The sequence below is a fragment of the Vibrio anguillarum genome, from assembly GCF_003390515.1.
In the GTDB taxonomy this organism is placed as follows: domain Bacteria; phylum Pseudomonadota; class Gammaproteobacteria; order Enterobacterales; family Vibrionaceae; genus Vibrio; species Vibrio anguillarum.
The window spans coordinates 2228386-2250058 of the sequence record NZ_CP031479.1; the positions used below are offsets into that span (position 1 = coordinate 2228386).

The following is a 21673-nucleotide window of genomic DNA, read 5'->3' on the forward strand; positions in this document are numbered from 1 at the left end:
CACAAAAGGTATACCATGGAAAAAGCCAATATTGAGATCTACTATTGCCGCCAATGTAATTGGATGCTTCGAGCCACTTGGCTAAGCCAAGAGTTACTGCATACTTTTAGTGAAGAAATTGAATCTGTGCGTCTCTACCCTGATACAGGGGGACGATTTGAAATCATGTGCAATGGACAACGTATTTGGGAACGTAAACATGATGATGGTTTCCCTGAAGCAAAAGTTCTTAAGCAACGAGTCCGAGATATCATTGACCCAGAGCGAGATCTGGGTCATTCAGACAACAGGTAAATCAGATAGCGACGGGTTTAAGAACTGGTCGCTAAACGATATTGCGCTAGTCCTTGCCCCTCTAGCCCTATTACTTGAAATAATCCATCCGTATAAATAGCGTAGCTTGGGGGAAATTCATTACGTGGAAAGGTCGCGGACCCCGGGTTGACAATAATGACATCATCTTGACCTTGCGCCATAGGGATGTGCGAGTGGCCATGGATCAAAACATCACCTTTTTTTAATGGTGGCCTATTTTGAGCATTATATTGATGGCCATGCGTTAAGAAAAAACGAGTTCCTGACTCCAAAACTACCCAACAAAAATCCATCATCATCGGAAAGTCGAGCAGCATTTGGTCGACTTCGCTATCACAATTGCCTCTGACCGCCACAATATGCGGCGCCCATCGATTCAAGCACTCCGCCACTGCGGTCGGATTATACCCATCAGGTATAGGATTACGCGGACCATGATTTAAAAGGTCTCCTAGCAGTACTAAAGTGTCTGCACCTGACTGTTCAAATAGACTGAGCACTTTTTCAGTAGCAGGCAGTGAACCGTGTAAATCCGAAGCAAAAAACAACTTCATACTTTTATCTCCGTATTTTGGAGCTACAGATTGTACGAATTTCAGCACACTTCGTCATCTCGAGTTATGGATAAACATTGTCATTTATCACCACGAACAATTCACGTATGCTAAATAAGTTTCCTATATTAGGTTAGATGGCAAACAAGCATCGCCACTTAACTAACATGGCTATCGTTCTCATCACCACCATTTAGGTAATATCGCACAGACCAATGAGGTAGAAACATGAAAATACTATTAACGGGAGGGACTGGCTTTATCGGTAAAGAGCTGATGAAACAGATTTTCACGCACAATATCTACCTCCTCACGCGCGATATAGAGCGTGCTAAGCAGCAGCTCGCCCATGTAGACAAAGGTAGTATCACCTACCTGACTTCCCTAGCGAGTTTAAAAGACGCGAATCAATTTGACGCCATTATCAATCTTGCAGGAGAACCGATCGCCGACAAACGTTGGAGCAAACAACAAAAAGCGATCATTTGCGCTAGTCGATGGGAAATAACAGAGCGGTTAGTTGAGCTCATCCATGCCAGTACTGAGCCCCCCTCCGTATTCATCAGTGGCTCGGCCGTCGGCTATTATGGTGACCAACAGTCTCATCCGTTTGATGAAACATTACATGTGCACCAACAAAGTTTTCCTCATCACGTTTGCGAAAAATGGGAGCGCATCGCACTCCAAGCGCAATCAGAAAAAACTCGAGTGTGCCTATTGCGTACGGGGATCGTGCTCGCTAGTGATGGTGGTGCTTTAAAGAAAATGCTGCCACCTTACCGTTTAGGCTTGGGCGGCCCTCTTGGTAAGGGTGAGCAGTATATGCCATGGATCCACTTATTAGATATGGCACGAGCGATAGCCTATTTATTAGACACGCCACATGCACAAGGTGCTTTTAACCTCTGTGCTCCACATCCCGTACCTAATAAGCATTTTAGCCAGCTATTGGCGAAAACATTACGTCGACCACACATACTATTCACTCCCAAATGGGTTCTAAACTTTGCAATGGGTGAAGCGGCTGTTTTACTGTTTGACAGTATTAGAGCAAAACCTAAAAAGCTAACCGAGCTAGGATTTCACTTCCAGTTTTCACACATAGAACCTGCGTTGAAAAATATATTACAGCATCGTGCTTAACCAAAACTGGCCTATATTTTTTGTGCATAGCAAGGTATACGATAATGACAAAAGCGATACTTATCAGTGGATAAACCGACGGTTGCATAAAGTAGCACAACCAACTTAATTGTCATTAATTCGTAACATTCATGTGACATGATACAACTCTGGATATCCCAGTTAATCCAATATAAAGCGTTACATGTGGTACGACGAATATGACATTACACCAATTAAATTGGCTCAGTGTCGGTGTTGCGCTGACACTATTTTTAATATTATAGACACCTTTGCTTGCCCTCTCTTTGAGAGATAAAAAACGCTACTTTAACGGTAGCGTTTTTTATTTGCCCTTGATATTCCAATTTTCACCCCTATTTCTAATACTATAAACTTGATTATCGCAAGGAAAATATCATGCAATCACCTTACATCGTTGAGGTCAATCAGCACAACTTTCGAGAGGTGTTCGAACGCTCAGTTGAGACTCCTATTCTCTTTTATTTTTGGGCACCCATGAATCAAGAGAGCGTACAACTCATTCCTGAATTACAAAGCGTAGCGCAACAACACAGTGGCGCATTCACATTGGCTCTTCTCAACTGCCAACAAGAACAGCAAGTGGCAGCACAATTTGGTGTTCAAGCCCTGCCAACAATCGCTCTGTTTATTAATGGTCAAGCGGTCGACGGTTTAGCAGGTGCTCAGACCATAGAAACAGTGAATGCAATGTTAAGCAAACATTTGCCAAGCCACGATGAAGTCGCGCTACAGCAAGCCTTAACACTGATAGAGCAAACACAACATTCGCAAGCACTCCCCTTACTACTAAGTCTACCTGACGATATGAAAGCAAAAGCAGAGGTCAAACTGGCCCTCGCTGATGTGTTTCTGGAAACTCAGCAGTATGAAGCGGCAGAAACAGAACTGGAACGCATCCCACTAGAGTATCAAGATGGTTACTACAAAGGCTTAATCGCCAAACTGGAGCTGCATAAGCAAGCCGCTGACAGCCCAGAGATTCAGGCATTAGAAGAGATTTTTTCCGCTGAGCCAAACAACGCTCACATAGCAAGTGAGTTAGCGCTTCAATATCATCAAGTTAACCGTAATGAAGAAGCTCTCGAGCTGTTATGGTCATTTTTACAAAGCGACCTCAATTGCCTCGATGGCGAGCTCAAAAAAGTGTTTATGGACATTTTAAGTGCTCTTGGACAAGGAAATAGTGTGGCAAGTCTCTATCGCAGAAAGCTGTATTCACTATTATATTAATAATATCAAGCAATTAAACTGGAAACGTTCTGCTTTGATTGTTAAAAAACCAGTATCAAATCTCATTATTTCATTTGTTCCATATCGATAACTGATAGAGAATGATCAATAGCAAAGCTCAAACGTTGATGAGAATCGCTCCTATATCCAAATGACTTGGAGATACCGGCAGTCGGCAAGTGAGTTCATCCCTATGAGCACAATAAGCTCTATGATTGGGGTGAACGAACTTAGCTAACACAGCGGCCGTTTCAATAGAGAAAGGAACATCAACATTAGGATTATTTAATACTAAAAAGGAACCGTTATGGCTATTGATTCACTCGTCGCCGTTGGCATATTTGTATTCGTCGTTATTTCATTTATCTTTTCTGCCGTGAAAACCGTTTCACAAGGGAGTAATTGGACAGTAGAGCGTTTTGGACGTTACACACACACCCTACGCCCCGGTTTAAATATCATTATTCCGTTCATTGATCGCGTCGGACAAAAAATCAATATGATGGAACAGGTGCTTGATATCCCAGCACAAGAAGTGATATCCAAAGATAACGCCAATGTTGTTATCGACGCGGTTTGCTTCGTGCAAGTGATTGATGCTGCGAAAGCCGCCTATGAAGTTAGCGAACTACAACACGCCATTCGCAACTTAACTCTAACCAATATGCGTACCGTACTGGGCTCGATGGAACTGGATGAAATGCTCAGCCAGCGTGACATGATCAACACTAAATTGTTATCGATAGTCGATCAGGCGACTAACCCTTGGGGTGTAAAAGTCACTCGTATCGAAATTAAAGATGTACAACCACCAGCAGATTTAACCGCAGCGATGAATGCGCAAATGAAAGCGGAGAGAAATAAACGTGCTGAAGTGTTAGAAGCCGAAGGCGTACGTCAAGCACAAATTTTACGCGCCGAAGGCCAAAAACAGTCTGAAATACTTAAAGCTGAAGGTGAAAAGCAGGCGGCTATTCTTCAAGCAGAAGCACGTGAACGCGCTGCCGAAGCGGAAGCTAAAGCGACAGAGATGGTTTCGAATGCGATTGCGCAAGGTGACATGCAAGCGGTTAACTACTTTATCGCTCAAGGATATACCGAAGCACTTAAAGCCATTGGTCAAGCAGAGAACAGCAAAATCATCATGCTGCCATTAGAAGCAACTGGGTTGATGGGTTCGGTTGCTGGCATTGCTGAAATGTTCAACCTGAAATCCTCACAAGATAAGTAGGCCTAACGTGATAGAGCTAATACAACAAATGAATTATTGGCACTGGCTCGCATTAGGCTTAGTGCTTGTTGCATTGGAACTGCTTGGAACTGCTGGGTATTTTCTTTGGTTAGGTATTTCCGCACTCATCGTTGGCCTTATCTTTGCGATGCTCCCCATCAGTTGGCAACTGCAGTGGATGGCTTTTGCAAGTTTATCACTCGTCACGACTTGGTTATGGTGGCGTAAACAATTTAAATCAGACCACGATGGTGACGAGACTCGTGATCTGAACCAGAAACAGAAACAGCTGATCGGACAAACAGCTCGTCTTAAAGAGAGCGTTCAAGAAGGGGCAACTTTTCGATTGCAGCTCGGCGATACGACGTGGACAGCAAAATGCCAGCAAAACCTAGAAGCCGATGTTGTGGTTAAAGTCGTAGATGTCGAAGGAATAGTGTTGATTGTTGAGCCTAAAGAGAGCTAGCTTCATTGAGTAAACATCAGTAAGAAAGTACATAAAAACCAAAAGTGATGAATTGCTTTTGGTTTTTTCATTTATGGGCAGCCCAATTGTAGTGTGTGCCTCCACAGCTCATTAGCTAATGAGCTCATTTTCACACTGACTTGTTCAAGTCGTTATGGCAACACTGCCCCTTCAAATTATCTATGATTGGGCATTCACTACCACCGTCGCCTGGACATTCGGTAATCCACTCTTCTAGTTGCAACTTAATCAATGAAAGCTCTGCCAGCTTCTGTGATACTTGTTTCAACTTCTCTTGCGCTTTCTCTTTGACTGCAAAACTGGTCCGGGACGGATCGTTGGCAAGGGCGAGTAAGGATTTACATTCCTCTAAACTAAAACCAACGCGCTTGCATCGCGCAATAAGTAAAAGATCATCAATATGCGCTTGTTGATAATGACGGTAACCATTTTCTGAACGAAGGGGCGGCGATATCAGCCCCTTCTCTTCATAAAGACGAATGGACTTAGCGGTAAGTGCTGTTAACTGAGAAACTTGGCTAATATTCATAGGCTAACCATTGAGAAATACAAAGACAAAAACACAAAAGGCATGGGAGTGAACCATGCCTTGTTAGTGCTAAAAATACAATGAAATGCCATTTACGCAAGAAAAATAGCCTTTACTCTTGGCTAATCAGCCACGCTAGAATCGCCGCTTTATCGGCTTTGTCAGTTTTCTGGTACCAATCGGCCATCATGGTCACTAGCTTATTTTCGCTCACCAGCGGCTGATTAACAGCGGCACGGTTTGCAAAGGCCCAATTGGCAAATTCTTGTTGCTCCGCGCTAGTTGCTTCGCCATAGAGATACTGCACCATTGTGAAACTAGTTGGCACGGCAGTCGTTACCGGCTCTGCACTGATTACTGTCTCACTAGCTTGAGCAGGCATTGGAGCTGCTTGACCACGTTTTTGATTAAATCCGACCTGATTCAGTGCACTGATTGAGGCGACTTTCGCTTGCGAATTATATTGATAGAGCTCTTTTTCATAATCTCGGATCAGTGAAAAACCTTGTGTGACTAAAACGTCTTGTTGAAACTCCACTGACTGCTTAGCTGCATTAGTCAAGACAACCGCAGGGTTCTTATCAAATGCTTTGGCAGTGGTTTCATCTTTGACCATCGATGCCGGTTTAAGCAGCACCTTACTATTGCTTTGATTAAAACTCACCACGATCGCCGGTGATTTATATTTATTTTGATTACCACCAAAGTGAATTACTTTGTCAAAACGTACCAAAAGCTGGTTTGCGCCATCAGGTAGAGTAATTTCATTGGTATGGCCAAACGATATTTCAGGTTCAACGCCATTCACGGCTAGAATCTGGAGGTTTCGATCTATATTCACCACCACATCAGCGTAGGAGCTAGCAGAAATAACCATTCCTAATAACGCGCTAATCATAAGTTTGTTCATTATTACCTCCAGTTAAAAGGCGAGCTATCGCTCGCCTCGATTTACACTTTTAATCTATATGATTAGAAGTAGTATTCTACACCCATCAAGAAACGAGTTTGGTCATTGGCATCAGCATTGCCTTTGCCATCACCGTCAGCAGGGGTCATCATATCGTAATTACGCACGTCAAAGTAGAGTACTGCAGATGGGTCAAGTACATACAATGCGCGTGCTGTAATTGCACGACTACTACTTTCTGCTTGTGTTTCACCGCCAAATTTCGCTTTAGTCGTAGCAGAATAACCTGCTTTAAATAACCACTCAGATGTTGCCCAGTAAGCTAGTGTTGCAGAGTAAGCATCCTGTTTTTTCTCAACATTATTTACTTCGTTAGTCATATGTTTCCAAGCAGCTGTCAAGCTCAACTTGTCAGTAATAGATACGTTACCACCAACTAAGTAATAAGCAGCTTGGGCTTCGTCTGTCTTAGCAGCCGTTGCATCAACCCATTTTTTCTCACCGTTAGAACTGTCAAATTCATAGTAGCCATCTTTAGCTGCAGTTACAGTTTTCTCTTTCGAACCAAGATAAGCACCACCGTGGATACCAAAACGTTCTGCGTTATAAGCTAACGCAAAGCTCACTACTGCGTTATCAGTAGAGCTTTCCATTTTGCTGGCAGATAGAGAGTATTTGAAACCACTGTAGTCTACAGAGTCGAAACGGATCACGTGGTCTGCACGGTCTTGGTAACCTGCACCAATTGCATTGTGCCAGTCAAATACATTACCTAAACCTGGGTTTGAGTGTGGCCAGTCTACATAATCGTAGATAGAAACAAGTTGACGCCCGACTTTGACTGTACCTACATCATCAAATGCTAAACCAAGATAGGTATCACGACCACCAAATTGACCACCAGTATCACCATTAAATGCGTTAGATGTTTCAATTTGCCACACAAAATCAGGGCCAAAATTATTGAATGATTGAGTGCCACGAAGCCCGACACGTGATTCAATTTCCACACCAACAGTATCATCTTTCGCGCTATCACCTTTACTTTCAAAGTAAAGGTTACCAGCAGCTTGACCGTACAACTGGACATTGTCCGTTAGTTGAGCAGCTTGAACACCAACTGCAGCCATAGCAACTGCAGCGCCTAAAAGAGTACGTTTAAACATTTTGTCCATGGAAAAACTCCTAAAAATAGATATAGCTGTTTTTATTTCCCCCTTAAGTTGGCCGCCGAAGGGAGAAATCATTTCCTATGTTGAAAACCTAAATTAGTCATTAATTTTCTGATTTTCTCTTTTCCTGCATACACATCGTGTATCCATGTTCACTAGACTAACTTCGCAACAGAAAACATCAATGAGAACTTAATTTTTATCTAAAAAAATATGAGCTACGGCAAACTTTGACCAAGTAAGTGATCGAGATCTAATAAGTCATAAAACAAAATATAAAAACAAAAAACTCATTAATTTTCAAAATGATACGAAAACAATTACACTAATAGCTTGAAGTGCATCGCAATAATAAATTGAAAGAGAGTAAAGTTCTTCTTGATTGGCATCGAAGCAAATGAGGGCTTTTTTTCTAATTACTGGACATTTTAATGTGGAGGTTTGAGATAAAAATAAAGCCTCAAAATTAATTTTGAGGCTTTATTAAGGAAGGGATGCTTAAAAAATTAGCTTTTCATTAACTCAAGCAAATCTTGTTCGCTGCGAATTTCGATCCCTAGTTCTTGCGCTTTTACTAATTTTGAACCGGCCGCTTCTCCGGCAAATAGTATATCGGTGTTTTTAGAGACGCTTCCCGTTACTTTTGCGCCAAGCTCTTGTAGCGCCGCTTTCGCATCACTTCTAGAGAGTTTCGACAAGCTCCCCGTCAAAACCACCACTTTACCAAGTAAAGGGAGAATCGCATCTTGGCTCGGCTTTTCGATATTAGGCCACTGGATACCGAGTTCGATCAATTCATTAATCACCCGTTGGTTTTTATCTTGCTCAAAAAAAGATGTGATGTGACTCGCAACGATAACTCCAACATCTTGAACTTCAAGTAGTTCTTCATGGGTCGCTTGGCGAATTTTGTCTAATGACCCGAAATGGAGCGCAAGATTCGCCGCCGTCGCTTCCCCGACTTCACGTATGCCCAATGAATACAAAAAACGGGGTAATGTGGTCATTTTGGCGGCATTCAGTGCATTAACGATATTTTGTGCTGATTTTGGTCCCATACGCTCTAACACCGTTAGCTGCCCTGCTTTTAGACGGAAGAGGTCCGCGGGCGTGCTCACCATCTCTTTATCAACAAGCTGCTCAATCACTTTTTCGCCTAAACCATCCACGTCTAACGCTTTGCGAGAGACAAAGTGCTTTAATGCTTCTTTGCGCTGAGCTTGACACACTAACCCCCCTGTACAACGGGCGACAGCTTCACCTTCAACACGCTCAATGTCAGAGTTGCACACCGGGCAGTACTGCGGGAAAACAATATCGACCACTGCATTAGAGCGTCTGTCTAACAACACAGAAACAATCTGTGGGATAACATCGCCTGCTCGACGAATAATAACGCTATCACCAATTTTCACGCCTAGGCGCTCAATTTCATCAGCGTTGTGTAATGTCGCATTGCTGACGGTGACTCCCCCCACAAATACAGGTTCTAACTTCGCAACAGGTGTAATAGCCCCGGTACGGCCCACTTGAAATTCAACATCGTTCAGGAGCGTTATTTCTTCTTGGGCAGGAAATTTATAAGCTATCGCCCAGCGAGGCGCCCGCGCGACAAAACCGAGCTTTTGTTGCAGTTCAATATCATCAACTTTAATCACCACGCCATCAATCTCATACGCGAGTTGAGCGCGACGAGTTAAGATACTTTGGTAGTACTCTTTCACTTCATCCATTGAAGAGACTAGACGTGTTTCAGGGCACATCGGCAGCCCCCACCCTTTTAACTGCAAAAAGCGCTGATAATGACTGCTTGCTAACTCAGCGCCTTCAATCACACCAACACTGTAAGCATAAAAATTCAACGGCCTTTGAGCTGTGATTTTTGAGTCGAGCTGTCTCAAGCTCCCTGCGGCTGCATTTCTTGGGTTAACAAAGGTTTTTTCACCTTTTTTGAGTGCTTGTTGGTTCAATCGCTCAAAACCGGCTTTAGGCATGAACACTTCACCACGAACTTCTAAACGAACGGGCCACCCTTTTCCCTGTAACTTCAGTGGAATAGCACTGATCGTTCGCACGTTTTCCGTAATGTTTTCACCGACCGCGCCATCCCCACGCGTGGCGGCTTGTACTAACACACCATTTTCGTAAAGCAAACTCACGGCTAAACCATCAAGCTTAGGTTCGCAGCAAAAAGCGTTAAAGTGGGCACTCGGTATCCGGTCTTGCATCCGCTTGTGAAAGGCATCAAGCTCATTCTCATCAAACACATTATCTAAAGAGAGCATTGGAATTTCATGAGTCACCTGGGCAAAACCCTCTAAAGGCTTACCTCCAACACGCAAGCTGGGTGAATCCGCTGTGACTAACTCCGGATACTGCGATTCCAACTCAAGCAGCTCACGCATCAAACGATCATACTCAGCGTCAGGAATTTCAGGGTTATCTTCTACATAATAACGTACAGCATGATAATGCAGCGTCTCACGAAGTTGGCTTAATTTGTGTTCTATTGTTTGCATCATAATTCTCTCGGATCATGAAAAAAGGCTCCGACTAGGAGCCCTTAATGGTCGATGTTTATTCTACGCGTCTACGCGTTGCGTGCGCTTTTAAACTCTTGGATTTGGCGTCGGTAGGCAGCCAATCGATCTGGCGTCATTAAATTACGCGCATCATCCAATACATTGCCACCTAAATCATCAGCGATTTGTTGAGCGGTTTTAAGCATTAATTTGAAATTTTGATCAGGCTCGCCGTAGCAAGGCAGTGTCATGAAGAATGAGATACCGCGAGTAGTAAACTCCGCAGGATCATGATGTGCCAATGTACCGGGTTGCATCATGTTGGCAACACTAAACAGCACTTTCCCTGTACCTGACAGATCGGCATGCCGGTGGAAAATATCCATCTCACCATAAAGAAGGCCGTTTTGCTGCATACTGTCAAAAAGCTTAGTGCCGACAAAGGGATCATTTCCCGCACAATGCACATTCAGCACAATCACTTCCATTTCGGCTTCTTGAACGTCGGATTTTTGATTATCGTCAGCAATGACATCATCTTGTTCACTGAGACTTGGGGATTCGGTTTTCATCGATATTGAGGGCACATCATCGAGTTCATCAAGCACATTTTCAGGTTCAAAGCTTGGTGAATAACCGTCAATGAGAGGGTCAACCGCTTCACTAAAATCTGGCTCTTTACGTACTTTGCGAATAATTTCGAAATCATCTTCCGGAGCAAATGAACGCTGGGTCGCAGATTGTGTATCATCGTGATCAACATCAATTTTACCAAGAGGCTTATCCTCAAACTTGGACTTCCCTTCTTTCTTACTGGTCCAAAGACCATGAAATAGCAACGCGGCTATCGCTAGCGCGCCAACAATTATGAGTACGAATCGCAATTCCTGCATGTTTCACTCTCAGTTTCTCGATGCATGGTTATTCTCAGCTTTACCAGCTTGAATTGAACGTGTCACCAACGTGGGTTATATCGGTCTATCGGGGTACTTTACCAAAAGTTTGTACCGATTTAGAACAACTTAATGTGAGAAGTTCAATACATGATGTGATTTTCACCACGCTTTTCTTCTTCGGCAGGTTGAGTAGAATAGCTTTTTAGCATTGATTAACAGATATTCACATGGATAACGGTATGACACTTAAGCAACGTTCAGGTTTTGGATACTTCTTTTTTGGTCTAGAGCTAGCACTCACCCCCGGCATTCGACGCTTTGTGATTCTGCCATTACTCATCAACATCATTCTCGTCGGCAGCGCTCTTTTTTACTTATTCAATCATCTCAATACGTGGATAGAACAGTTTATTGGTCAAATCCCTGATTTTTTATCTTGGCTAAGTTACGTTTTATGGCCATTGCTCGCGATCACTATCTTAGCCACGTTCTCCTATTTCTTCAGTACGCTGGCTAACTTCGTCGCTGCACCATTTAATGGGCTACTCGCAGAAAAAGTGGAAGAAAGATTAATTGGCGCTCCAATCAACAGCGATGGCATCTGGTCTATGGTCAAAGACATCCCACGTATCCTCGCAAGAGAGTGGCGAAAATTAATCTATACCTTACCCAAAGCAATCGGTTTGTTCTTATTGCTCCTAATTCCTGCCTTAGGACAAACCTTAGGCCCTTTGCTGTGGTTCATTTTCACTGCATGGATGTTAGCCATACAATACTGTGACTACCCATTTGACAACCACAAAGTGAGCTTTAACCAGATGAGACACAATTTGAAACAAAAACAGACCAAGGCATATAGCTTTGGTGTTTTAGTGTCGATTTTTACCACCATACCCATTGTTAACTTAATCGTCATGCCAGTTGCTGTATGCGGTGCAACAGCCATGTGGGTTGGTGAATTTAAAAACAAACTGCAGTGATGGTGCGAGGGAGATTCAACCTGCATATCCCTCTATAAGTTATAACTTTTTAATCCTTTTACGTTTTAAGGTTAACACCTATTCTGCATCTGTATCCACTCACGTGTCTTATCAGACAGCCAGGCACATATAACGTGTGTAATAAAGGAATATCGCAATGAGCAAAATTTACGAAGACAACTCTCTGACTATTGGTAACACTCCTCTTGTTCGCTTAAACAAAGTCAGCAAAGGTAAGGTACTGGCGAAAATTGAAGCGCGCAACCCAAGCTTTAGCGTGAAGTGCCGTATCGGTGCCAACATGATTTGGGAAGCAGAAAAAGCTGGCACACTGAAACCTGGCGTTGAACTTGTAGAGCCAACCAGCGGTAACACCGGTGTTGCTCTTGCATTTGTTGCAGCAGCTCGTGGTTATAAGTTGACGCTTACTATGCCTGAATCAATGAGTTTAGAGCGCCGTAAACTGCTTAAAGCTTTAGGAGCCAACCTTGAACTCACCGAAGCGGCGAAAGGCATGAAAGGCGCAATTGCTAAAGCAGAAGAAATTGTTGCCAGCAACCCTGAAAAATACTTGTTGCTGCAGCAATTCAATAACCCAGCCAACCCACAAATCCACGAAAAAACAACAGGGCCGGAAATCTGGGATGCAACTGATGGTGAGATTGACGTGTTCGTTGCAGGTGTCGGAACCGGTGGTACTTTAACGGGCACAAGTCGCTACATTAAGGGCCAAAAAGGCAAGGCTATCATCTCAGTTGCGGTTGAACCTGCGGAGTCGCCAGTCATTGCTCAAGCACTTGCTGGAGATGAAATCAAACCTGCGCCACACAAAATCCAAGGTATAGGAGCGGGATTTATTCCTGGCAACCTCGATTTATCCCTCATTGACCGTGTTGAAGCCGTCACTTCAGAAGAAGCGATTGAAATGGCAAGACGCCTCATGGAAGAGGAAGGGATTTTGGCTGGAATTTCATCAGGCGCAGCGATTGTAGCAGCGAATAGATTAGCAGAACTACCTGAATTTGAAGGAAAAACAATTGTAGCGGTACTACCAAGCTCAGGTGAGCGTTATCTGAGCACCGCACTATTTTCTGGCCTATTTACCGAGAAAGAGAACCAACAGTAATAGGTGGTTAAATCAAATTTTCGTTTAAAAAAGCCCCATACAGGGGCTTTTTTGTTGATCCTTGCCTCACCTTTGGTAATATCACCTCGTTTTATTTTAAGCTTCGAAATAAAGAAGTCAGAAACGTATTAACTATAATGACGAATGACAACATAGATTGAAATCGTGATTATGAAATTTAAATCAGTATCAGCTATGACACTAAAACAGCGTTACTCTGCTAGCAGAACCGTTGATTAGCAGTTAAGCTGTTCTGGTGAAGAAACTAACAAAAAATAAATCAATTGGGGTATATAACATGTACGAGAAGCAAGTAGAAATCACTGCAGAAAACGGCCTTCACACTCGTCCTGCTGCGCAGTTCGTTAAAGAAGCAAAAGTATTCGATGCAGACATCACAGTGACTTCTAACGGCAAAAGCGCAAGTGCTAAGAGCCTATTCAAACTTCAAACTCTTGGCCTAGTAAAAGGTACCGTTGTGACTATTTCTGCTGAAGGCCCTCAAGCTAAGCAAGCGGTAGATCACCTAGTTGCTCTCATGGACCAACTACATTAATCCGGTCCACTATTTCAAAGCCATTTTGTGAAAACAAAATGGCTTTGTTGGAAATAGTCTACATTTTGAGCTACTAATTACCGTTAGCGCAATAGTCCACATTCTCCCGTTTACAGTTGACCAATTTAAGGTAACGCTATGATTTCAGGCATCCTAGCATCTCCAGGCATTGCTTTTGGTAAAGCACTGCTACTTCAAGAAGATGAAATTGTCCTAAATACTCACTCTATTTCAGATGACCAAGTAGAAGCAGAAGTTCAGTGTTTTTATGACGCTCGTAACAAATCTTCTGCTCAGCTAGAAGTGATCAAACAAAAAGCACTTGAAACATTCGGTGAAGAAAAAGAAGCCATCTTTGAAGGCCACATCATGTTGCTTGAAGATGAAGAGCTAGAAGAGGAAATTTTAGCACTCATCAAAAATGACAAAATGCATGCAGACAACGCGATCTATACCGTGATCGAAGAGCAGGCTGCTGCCCTAGAATCTCTTGATGATGAATATCTAAAAGAACGCGCGACAGACATCCGCGATATCGGTACGCGCTTTGTTAAAAATGCACTCGGCATTAATATCGTTTCACTGAGTGATATTAACGAACGGGTGATTCTTGTTGCTTACGATTTAACACCTTCTGAAACTGCACAAATCAATCTTGATTACGTGCTGGGTTTTGCTTGTGATATCGGTGGTCGTACATCTCATACTTCAATCATGGCACGTTCACTTGAGCTTCCAGCGATTGTTGGTACTAACGACATCACTAAGAAAGTAAAGAATGGCGACATGCTTATTCTTGACGCCATGAACAACAAAATCATCATTAATCCTTCAGAAGCACAGCTTGAAGAAGCGAAAAAAATTCGTGATGATTTTGCTGCGGAAAAAGAAGAGCTCGCAAAACTAAAAGACCTACCTGCTATCACACTCGATGGTCACCAAGTTGAAGTATGCGGTAACATCGGCACAGTAAAAGACTGCGATGGTATTTTACGCAACGGTGGTGAAGGCGTTGGCTTATATCGTACTGAGTTTTTATTCATGGACCGCAGCGCGCTACCAACTGAAGATGAGCAATACCAAGCTTATAAAGAAGTTGCAGAAGCGATGAGTGGTGAAGCGGTGATTATCCGTACCATGGATATCGGTGGTGATAAAGATCTCCCGTACATGGATCTACCAAAAGAGATGAACCCATTTTTGGGCTGGCGCGCGATTCGCATCAGCTTAGACCGTCGTGACATCTTACGAGATCAGCTTCGTGGCATTCTGCGTGCATCTGCGCATGGTAAACTGCGTATCATGTTCCCGATGATCATCTCTGTAGAAGAAATTCGTGAGCTTAAAAACGCCATTGAAGAATACAAAGAAGAACTTCGCACTGAAGGCTTAGCGTTCGATGAAAATATCGAAATCGGCGTTATGGTTGAAACACCTGCGGCAGCGGCAATTGCGCACCACTTGGCAAAAGAAGTGTCATTTTTCTCTATCGGTACCAATGATTTAACCCAATACACTCTTGCGGTTGACCGTGGTAACGAAATGATTTCACACCTGTATAACCCACTTTCTCCAGCGGTTTTAACCGTGATTAAGCAAGTGATTGATGCTTCACACGCTGAAGGTAAATGGACGGGTATGTGTGGCGAGTTAGCGGGTGATGAACGTGCAACGCTACTTCTACTTGGTATGGGACTCGATGAATTCTCTATGAGTGGTATCTCTATCCCTAAAGTGAAGAAAGTGATCCGCAACTCAAACTTCGCCGAAGTTAAAGCGATGGCAGAAGAAGCACTCTCTTTCCCAACCGCAGCTGAAATCGAAGCTTGTGTGGAAAAATTCATCGCAGAGAAAACGCAATAATTCGCTAATACCAATGAGATAGACGACTAAAAATAGGTCGTCTATTGTTGGCGATTGGTATACTATAATTCGACAGAATAAAATTAAACGTTAGGAGCATGACACAATGGGTCTGTTTGATAAACTTAAGAAGCTAGTATCTGACGACAGCTCAGATGCAGGTGCGATTGAAATTATTGCCCCTCTTTCTGGTGAAATCGTCAATATCGAAGATGTGCCAGATGTTGTTTTCGCTGAGAAAATTGTTGGTGATGGTATTGCGATTAAACCATCAGGCAACAAAATGGTAGCTCCAGTTAACGGCACTATCGGTAAGATTTTCGAAACTAACCATGCGTTTTCAATCGAGTCTGATGACGGTGTTGAGTTATTCGTTCACTTTGGTATCGACACAGTTGAGCTAAAAGGTGAAGGTTTCACTCGTATCGCTCAAGAAGGCCAAGCGGTTAAAGCAGGCGATACTGTTATCGAATTCGACCTAGCGCTTCTTGAAGAGAAAGCAAAATCAACACTAACACCTGTTGTTATCTCTAACATGGACGAAATCAAAGAGCTGAACAAGCTTTCTGGCACCGTCGTTGTTGGTGAAACACCGGTTCTACGTGTAACTAAGTAATTCGTTAAAATTTTTATTATGTAAAAAACGCTGCTGATTTGCAGCGTTTTTTGTTTCTACAAAAACAGCTCAAATCGCACTACAAACCTAACGCGTATTGCAACAGTTTTTCCTTCACTGGGCCTGAATGTTCGGCCAACTTCAATACCGCGTTGCGCACCAACTTTGCTGGCAAAACCTCGTTGCTGAACGTTTTATAAAACAGATCCATTCCTGATTGCATCACTAAGTTATCCGGCCTTCTGCGTGTTTCATAATTCCGTAATTGCGCTTGTGTTAAAGCTTCTTGATTTTGTGTCATAGCTAACAACGCTTTTACATCTTTAAACCCTAAATTCACCCCTTGCCCAGCCAGAGGGTTAATCGTGTGTGCTGAATCGCCGACCAAAACACATTGCCGTTTCGCATACGTCTGAGCATGACGACGAGTGAGGGGAAATGCCCCACACTGCAACACGTTAATATCGCCTAGTTCCTCAGGAAAAGAGGCCAACACTTGCTCCCTTAACTGCTGCTTGTTCATCGCACACAATTGGCGAATTCGCTTTGGTGAGTCATACCATACCAAAGAAGCTTGATTACCCGGCAAAGGAAGAAACGAGCGCGGGCCGGATGGAAAAAATTGCTGCCAAGTAATATCTTGCTGAGGCTGATGAGTTTCGACATTGATCAACATGCAATGGTGTCGATAATCCCACGCGGTAATACCAATTCCCGCCAGCTGCCGCACAAGAGAATTTGCACCATCCGCACCAATCACCCAAGTTGCAGTAAGAGTTGCGCCTGACTCTAAAAGCACGCTATTTTGTTGGCCAAACACAATGTGCTTGAGCTTATCAGGACAAAAAACCTGCAAATTCGGGTAGTGCACAAATTGTCCCCACAATCCGATCTGAATAAGACGATTTTCGACCATATAACCCAGCTGAGGGAGGCCCAGTGCATCGCTATGAAAACGAGTACGGCACTCTGGGTGCTCCCAGGTTTCTAGGCGGCGATAAGGGCAAACACGCATTTGCATAATTTCATCCCATGCGCCTAAGTCAGTAAGTAACTGAACCGAAGTTTGCGAAATGGCTGAAACGCGCAGATCCATTGCTTGGTCTATTGTAAACGCTTCAGGCTCTATACCTTCGACCAGAGCAACCGTGCGACCTTGCTTAGCAAAGCCTATCGCCACTGCCGCCCCAACCATGCCACCGCCAATCACCACCACGTCAAAATTGTTCATTGTTTACACTTAATCGTCTGAGTTTTGAGTCGATTTTCATTGTACGTTTTCAGCTCTTTTTTGCGAATTTTTTTACACAAAAACCCTGCACTTTCTATGGTAAAAATCTAGAGATGACGGAACATGCGAGAGATTTTATTGGATGACTAGTCAGTGACTTTTTAAAGCAGTACAATACGCGGCTTACCGCCGAGATGGCGGCTACAATTTGAGCATTAGTTCAACCAATTTAGACCAATAAGACGAGCGAAAGTGAGATGAGTAAGAAACTGCTAATTAAAACCTGGGGCTGCCAGATGAACGAATACGATTCATCAAAAATGGCCGACCTGCTTAACGCTGCAAACGGCTACGAGCTAACGGAAGAGCCAGAGGAAGCAGATGTATTATTACTTAACACCTGTTCGATCCGAGAAAAAGCACAAGAGAAAGTCTTTCACCAACTGGGTCGTTGGAAAACATTGAAAGATAAAAAACCAGGCGTCGTGATTGGCGTTGGCGGCTGTGTTGCAACCCAAGAAGGTGATCACATTCGTGAACGCGCTCCCTTTGTCGATGTTATTTTTGGCCCGCAAACCCTACACCGCTTGCCAGAAATGATAAAACAATCGCAAACCAACGATGCGCCAGTCATGGACATTTCGTTCCCAGAGATTGAAAAATTCGACCGTTTACCAGAACCAAAAGCAGACGGCGCAACTGCATTCGTCTCTATTATGGAAGGGTGTTCAAAATACTGCACTTACTGCGTAGTACCTTACACTCGCGGTGAAGAAGTCAGTCGCCCGATGGATGATGTGTTGTATGAAATCGCGCAACTCGCGGCGCAAGGTGTACGCGAAGTCAATCTTTTAGGACAAAACGTTAACGCATACCGTGGCCCTATGCACGATGGTGAAATCTGTTCATTTGCTAATCTGCTACGTTTAGTCGCCTCCATTGATGGTATTGATCGCATTCGATTCACCACCAGCCACCCACTCGAATTTACCGACGATATTATTGCCGTTTATGAAGACACACCTGAACTGGTGAGTTTCCTGCATCTTCCGGTACAAAGTGGTTCAGACCGAATCCTAACCATGATGAAGCGCCCACACACCGCGATTGAGTACAAATCCATTATTCGCAAACTGCGTAAGGCGCGCCCAGAGATACAAATTAGTTCTGACTTTATTGTCGGTTTCCCCGGTGAAACAGATAAAGACTTTCAAGATACAATGAAGCTGATTAAAGACGTTGATTTTGATATGAGCTTCAGCTTTATCTTCTCCCCTCGCCCGGGTACACCAGCCGCTGATTACCCATGTGATTTATCAGAAGACGCCAAAAAAGAGCGTTTATATGAACTGCAGCAAACAATCAACGCACAAGCGATGCGTTACTCACGTTTGATGTTAGGTACAGAACAACGCGTATTAGTCGAAGGCCCATCTAAGAAAAATCTAATGGAGCTTCGCGCCCGTACCGAAAATAACCGTGTCGTTAACTTTGAAGGCTCCGCCGATCTGATTGGCCAATTTGTCGATGTGAAAATTGTCGATGTATTTGCAAACTCACTGCGTGGTGAGATTGTGCGTACCGAAAAAGACATGGACCTTCGCAGTGTGATTTCGCCAACGCAGATGATGGCGAAAACACGTCGAGAAAATGAGCTAGGGGTAGCCACTTTTACACCTTAGGTTTAAGCATAATGTCATACAGTGCTCGATCATAATCGGGCACTGTACCATGGCAAACTGAGAGGCAACATTGAGCAATAAAATTGTTACGCTAGAGATAGATCTAGAACCTTCAGACAACCGCCGTCTTGCTAGCCTGTGCGGTCCATTCGATGACAACATCAAACAATTAGAACGCCGTCTTGGTGTTGAAATTAATCACCGCAGCCAGTTTTTCACCATAGTCGGTAAACCACACACTGCCGCGGCTGCGTTGGATATTATCAAATCTTTGTACGTTAATACCTCACCCATACGTGGTCAAATTCCTGATATCGAACCAGAGCAAATTCATCTAGCCATCAAAGATTCAGGGATCCTTGAGCAGCCGTCTGAATCAAGTATTCAACATGGCAAAGAAGTCTTCATTAAGACCAAGAAAGGGCTGATAAAACCGCGTACGCCTAACCAAGCTCAGTATCTCGTTAACATGGTGACGCACGACATCAGCTTTGGTATTGGCCCTGCAGGGACAGGTAAAACCTACTTAGCCGTTGCCGCTGCAGTTGATGCGCTAGAGCGCCAAGAAGTTCGTCGAATTTTGTTAACACGGCCGGCGGTTGAAGCAGGTGAAAAATTGGGCTTCCTACCCGGTGATTTAAGCCAAAAAGTCGACCCGTACCTACGACCGCTTTATGACGCGTTGTTTGAAATGCTTGGCTTTGAGCGAGTAGAAAAGCTCATTGAACGCAATGTGATTGAAGTTGCGCCACTCGCTTACATGCGCGGACGTACGCTCAACGATGCTTTTATTATTTTAGATGAAAGTCAAAACACTACCGTTGAACAAATGAAAATGTTCCTGACACGGATTGGGTTTAATTCAAGAGCCGTTATTACGGGTGATGTGACACAAATCGATTTGCCGCGTGGCGCTCGTTCAGGTCTTCGCCATGCCATTGAAGTGCTCAATGAAGTTGACGAAATCAGCTTCAACTTCTTTTTGTCTGATGATGTCGTACGTCATCCAGTGGTTGCTCGTATCGTCAACGCTTACGAAAAATGGGAAGCTCAGGACCAAAAAGAGCGTAAAGCTCAAGAGCAACGTCGTCGTGAAGAGCGAGAAGTAAAGTCTGTGGATGTTTCTACTGAAGTGAATACAGTAACCGCAACAAAAAACGTTGGTGAATAATGAGTATCGAACTAGATTTACAATTAGCGGTCAAAAATGAGCAAGGGTTACCTACTTTTGATGATATCAGCCATTGGTTAACTCACGCGGTGACCCCATTTCAGGAACAAGCGGAAGTCACTGTGCGAATTGTTGATTCCGAAGAGAGTCAACAGCTCAATCGCGATTACCGAGGAAAAGATAAGCCGACCAACGTGCTATCCTTCCCTTTTGAGATGCCTCCGGGCATAGAGTTGGATCTGCTCGGTGACCTTGTCATTTGCCGCCAAGTGGTGGAACAAGAAGCCGATGAGCAACAAAAACCGTTGATGGCACACTGGGCTCATATGGTTGTACACGGCAGTCTACATCTGCTAGGTTATGATCATATCGATGATGATGAAGCCGAAGAGATGGAATCTCTTGAAACTGAAATTCTGCAAAAAATGGGCTTTGAAGACCCGTATATTGCTGAGAAGGAATAGCTCCAGACAATGAAGCTAGTACCGCTAAAGTCGGTACGATACGTGTGCTATCACACATCTGATAGCGAGGAAAATTAGAGAAACAATGAACGAAGATAACCCCCAGAATTCTGAAGGTCCGAGTAGAAAGTCCTTTTTTGAACGCCTAGGCCAATTATTTCAAGGTGATCCGAGAGATCGCCAAGAGCTTGTAGATGTGATCCGCGACTCTGAAATCAATGACCTTATCGACCATGACACAAGAGATATGCTTGAAGGTGTAATGGAGATTTCTGAGATGCGCGTGCGTGATATTATGATCCCACGCTCACAAATGGTCACTATCGATAAAAACGATGACTTGGATACCTTAATTGCGCTGATCACCGATGCTCAGCACTCACGTTATCCAGTGATCAGTGAAGATAAAGACCATGTTGAAGGCATTCTACTAGCGAAGGACTTACTCAAATATTTAGGTTCAGACAGTGCACCTTTTAACATTTTAGAAGTGATCCGCCCGGCAGTCGTGGTACCAGAAAGTAAACGGGTTGATCGCTTATTGAAGGAGTTCCGAGAGGAGCGTTACCACATGGCGATCGTCGTGGATGAATTCGGTGGCGTGTCTGGCTTAGTGACCATTGAAGATATTTTGGAAGAGATCGTTGGCGACATTGAAGACGAGTTCGATGATGAAGAACAATTGGATATCCGTAAGCTCAGCAAACATACTTTTGCAGTTAAAGCGCTGACCACCATCGAAGAGTTTAACGAAACCTTTGGTACTAAGTTCAGCGATGAAGAAGTGGATACTGTAGGGGGATTGGTGATGACGGCCTTTGGCCACCTGCCAAGCCGTGGCGAAGTTGTAGAGATCGACAAATACAGCTTTAAAGTCACCGCAGCAGATAACCGCCGAGTGGTTCAACTGCAAGTCACTATTCCTGATCTTGAATCACTTCCAGTGATAGCAGAAGAGTGACATAACCCCA

Annotated in this window: 21 protein-coding genes; 14 read left to right on the top strand and 7 right to left on the bottom strand. The window is 43.7% G+C overall.

Features of this window, described 5'->3' with window-relative positions:
- Positions 1 to 15 precede the first annotated feature (15 nt).
- Complete coding sequence (locus DD616_RS13565) at positions 16 to 294, top strand: Rdx family protein (protein WP_208871795.1); 279 nt, start codon at positions 16 to 18, stop codon at positions 292 to 294.
- A 17-nt stretch (positions 295 to 311) separates the two neighbouring features.
- Here DD616_RS13565 and yfcE read toward each other — a convergent pair whose 3' ends face one another.
- Positions 312 to 869 carry a phosphodiesterase gene (gene yfcE, locus DD616_RS13570; RefSeq protein WP_026028955.1) on the bottom strand — a complete coding sequence of 186 codons (558 nt, stop codon included), beginning with the start codon at positions 867 to 869 and terminating at the stop codon, positions 312 to 314.
- Between the two features lie 228 nt (positions 870 to 1097).
- Between yfcE and DD616_RS13575 the strand changes: the two genes are divergently transcribed.
- From DD616_RS13575 to DD616_RS13590, 4 genes are all read left to right on the top strand, one after another.
- A complete protein-coding gene (locus DD616_RS13575) occupies positions 1098 to 2012 on the top strand; it encodes a TIGR01777 family oxidoreductase (RefSeq protein ID WP_208871796.1) in 915 nt (304 codons plus the stop codon).
- 399 nt (positions 2013 to 2411) lie between these two features.
- Positions 2412 to 3266 (top strand): thioredoxin family protein, encoded by an 855-nt coding sequence (locus DD616_RS13580; protein WP_208871797.1) that lies wholly within the window; start codon positions 2412 to 2414, stop codon positions 3264 to 3266.
- Between the two features lie 307 nt (positions 3267 to 3573).
- Positions 3574 to 4497: an SPFH domain-containing protein gene (locus DD616_RS13585; protein ID WP_013857314.1), complete on the top strand. Its 924-nt coding sequence runs from the start codon at positions 3574 to 3576 to the stop codon at positions 4495 to 4497.
- Between the two features lie 7 nt (positions 4498 to 4504).
- The gene (locus tag DD616_RS13590; protein WP_017049492.1) at positions 4505 to 4963 is read left to right on the top strand and encodes an NfeD family protein; all 459 of its coding nucleotides are present in this window, start codon (positions 4505 to 4507) and stop codon (positions 4961 to 4963) included.
- Between the two features lie 130 nt (positions 4964 to 5093).
- On the opposite strand, the gene cueR is transcribed toward DD616_RS13590, so the two are convergent.
- The 5 genes from cueR to zipA form a co-directional block, all read right to left on the bottom strand.
- Positions 5094 to 5513 carry a Cu(I)-responsive transcriptional regulator gene (gene cueR, locus DD616_RS13595; RefSeq protein ID WP_017043453.1) on the bottom strand — a complete coding sequence of 140 codons (420 nt, stop codon included), beginning with the start codon at positions 5511 to 5513 and terminating at the stop codon, positions 5094 to 5096.
- A 112-nt stretch (positions 5514 to 5625) separates the two neighbouring features.
- A complete protein-coding gene (locus tag DD616_RS13600; protein ID WP_013857318.1) occupies positions 5626 to 6423 on the bottom strand; it encodes a YccT family protein in 798 nt (265 codons plus the stop codon).
- A gap of 62 nt (positions 6424 to 6485) precedes the next feature.
- Positions 6486 to 7598, bottom strand: a complete 1113-nt coding sequence (locus DD616_RS13605; protein WP_013857319.1) for a porin — start codon at positions 7596 to 7598, stop codon at positions 6486 to 6488.
- A 503-nt stretch (positions 7599 to 8101) separates the two neighbouring features.
- Positions 8102 to 10117, bottom strand: a complete 2016-nt coding sequence (gene ligA, locus DD616_RS13610) for an NAD-dependent DNA ligase LigA (RefSeq protein WP_047689606.1) — start codon at positions 10115 to 10117, stop codon at positions 8102 to 8104.
- 68 nt (positions 10118 to 10185) lie between these two features.
- Positions 10186 to 11010 (bottom strand): cell division protein ZipA, encoded by an 825-nt coding sequence (gene zipA / locus DD616_RS13615; protein WP_013857321.1) that lies wholly within the window; start codon positions 11008 to 11010, stop codon positions 10186 to 10188.
- 230 nt (positions 11011 to 11240) lie between these two features.
- On the opposite strand from zipA, the gene cysZ reads away from it, so the two are divergent.
- From cysZ to crr, 5 genes are all read left to right on the top strand, one after another.
- Positions 11241 to 11993 (top strand): sulfate transporter CysZ, encoded by a 753-nt coding sequence (gene cysZ, locus DD616_RS13620; RefSeq protein WP_013857322.1) that lies wholly within the window; start codon positions 11241 to 11243, stop codon positions 11991 to 11993.
- Between the two features lie 157 nt (positions 11994 to 12150).
- Positions 12151 to 13119, top strand: coding sequence for a cysteine synthase A (gene cysK, locus DD616_RS13625; protein WP_013857323.1), 969 nt, complete (start codon positions 12151 to 12153; stop codon positions 13117 to 13119).
- 298 nt (positions 13120 to 13417) lie between these two features.
- Positions 13418 to 13675 (top strand): HPr family phosphocarrier protein, encoded by a 258-nt coding sequence (locus DD616_RS13630; RefSeq protein ID WP_026027491.1) that lies wholly within the window; start codon positions 13418 to 13420, stop codon positions 13673 to 13675.
- A gap of 138 nt (positions 13676 to 13813) precedes the next feature.
- Positions 13814 to 15538 (top strand): phosphoenolpyruvate-protein phosphotransferase PtsI, encoded by a 1725-nt coding sequence (ptsI, locus tag DD616_RS13635; protein ID WP_013857325.1) that lies wholly within the window; start codon positions 13814 to 13816, stop codon positions 15536 to 15538.
- Positions 15539 to 15644: 106 nt separating this feature from the next.
- Complete coding sequence (crr, locus tag DD616_RS13640; protein ID WP_010317358.1) at positions 15645 to 16154, top strand: PTS glucose transporter subunit IIA; 510 nt, start codon at positions 15645 to 15647, stop codon at positions 16152 to 16154.
- A 79-nt stretch (positions 16155 to 16233) separates the two neighbouring features.
- Here the strand turns inward: crr and DD616_RS13645 are convergent, their stop codons facing one another.
- The gene (locus DD616_RS13645; RefSeq protein WP_208871798.1) at positions 16234 to 17385 is read right to left on the bottom strand and encodes a 2-octaprenyl-3-methyl-6-methoxy-1,4-benzoquinol hydroxylase; all 1152 of its coding nucleotides are present in this window, start codon (positions 17383 to 17385) and stop codon (positions 16234 to 16236) included.
- Between the two features lie 257 nt (positions 17386 to 17642).
- Between DD616_RS13645 and miaB the strand changes: the two genes are divergently transcribed.
- From miaB to corC, 4 genes are all read left to right on the top strand, one after another.
- On the top strand, positions 17643 to 19067 hold the full coding sequence (gene miaB / locus DD616_RS13650) for a tRNA (N6-isopentenyl adenosine(37)-C2)-methylthiotransferase MiaB (RefSeq protein WP_208871799.1): 1425 nt from the start codon (positions 17643 to 17645) through the stop codon (positions 19065 to 19067).
- 70 nt (positions 19068 to 19137) lie between these two features.
- The gene (locus DD616_RS13655) at positions 19138 to 20238 is read left to right on the top strand and encodes a PhoH family protein (protein WP_017045820.1); all 1101 of its coding nucleotides are present in this window, start codon (positions 19138 to 19140) and stop codon (positions 20236 to 20238) included.
- Positions 20238 to 20702, top strand: a complete 465-nt coding sequence (ybeY, locus tag DD616_RS13660) for an rRNA maturation RNase YbeY (RefSeq protein ID WP_013857329.1) — start codon at positions 20238 to 20240, stop codon at positions 20700 to 20702. Before DD616_RS13655 ends, ybeY begins: the two co-directional genes overlap by 1 nt.
- An 85-nt stretch (positions 20703 to 20787) precedes the next feature.
- Complete coding sequence (corC, locus tag DD616_RS13665) at positions 20788 to 21663, top strand: CNNM family magnesium/cobalt transport protein CorC (protein ID WP_010317353.1); 876 nt, start codon at positions 20788 to 20790, stop codon at positions 21661 to 21663.
- Positions 21664 to 21673: the final 10 nt, after the last annotated feature.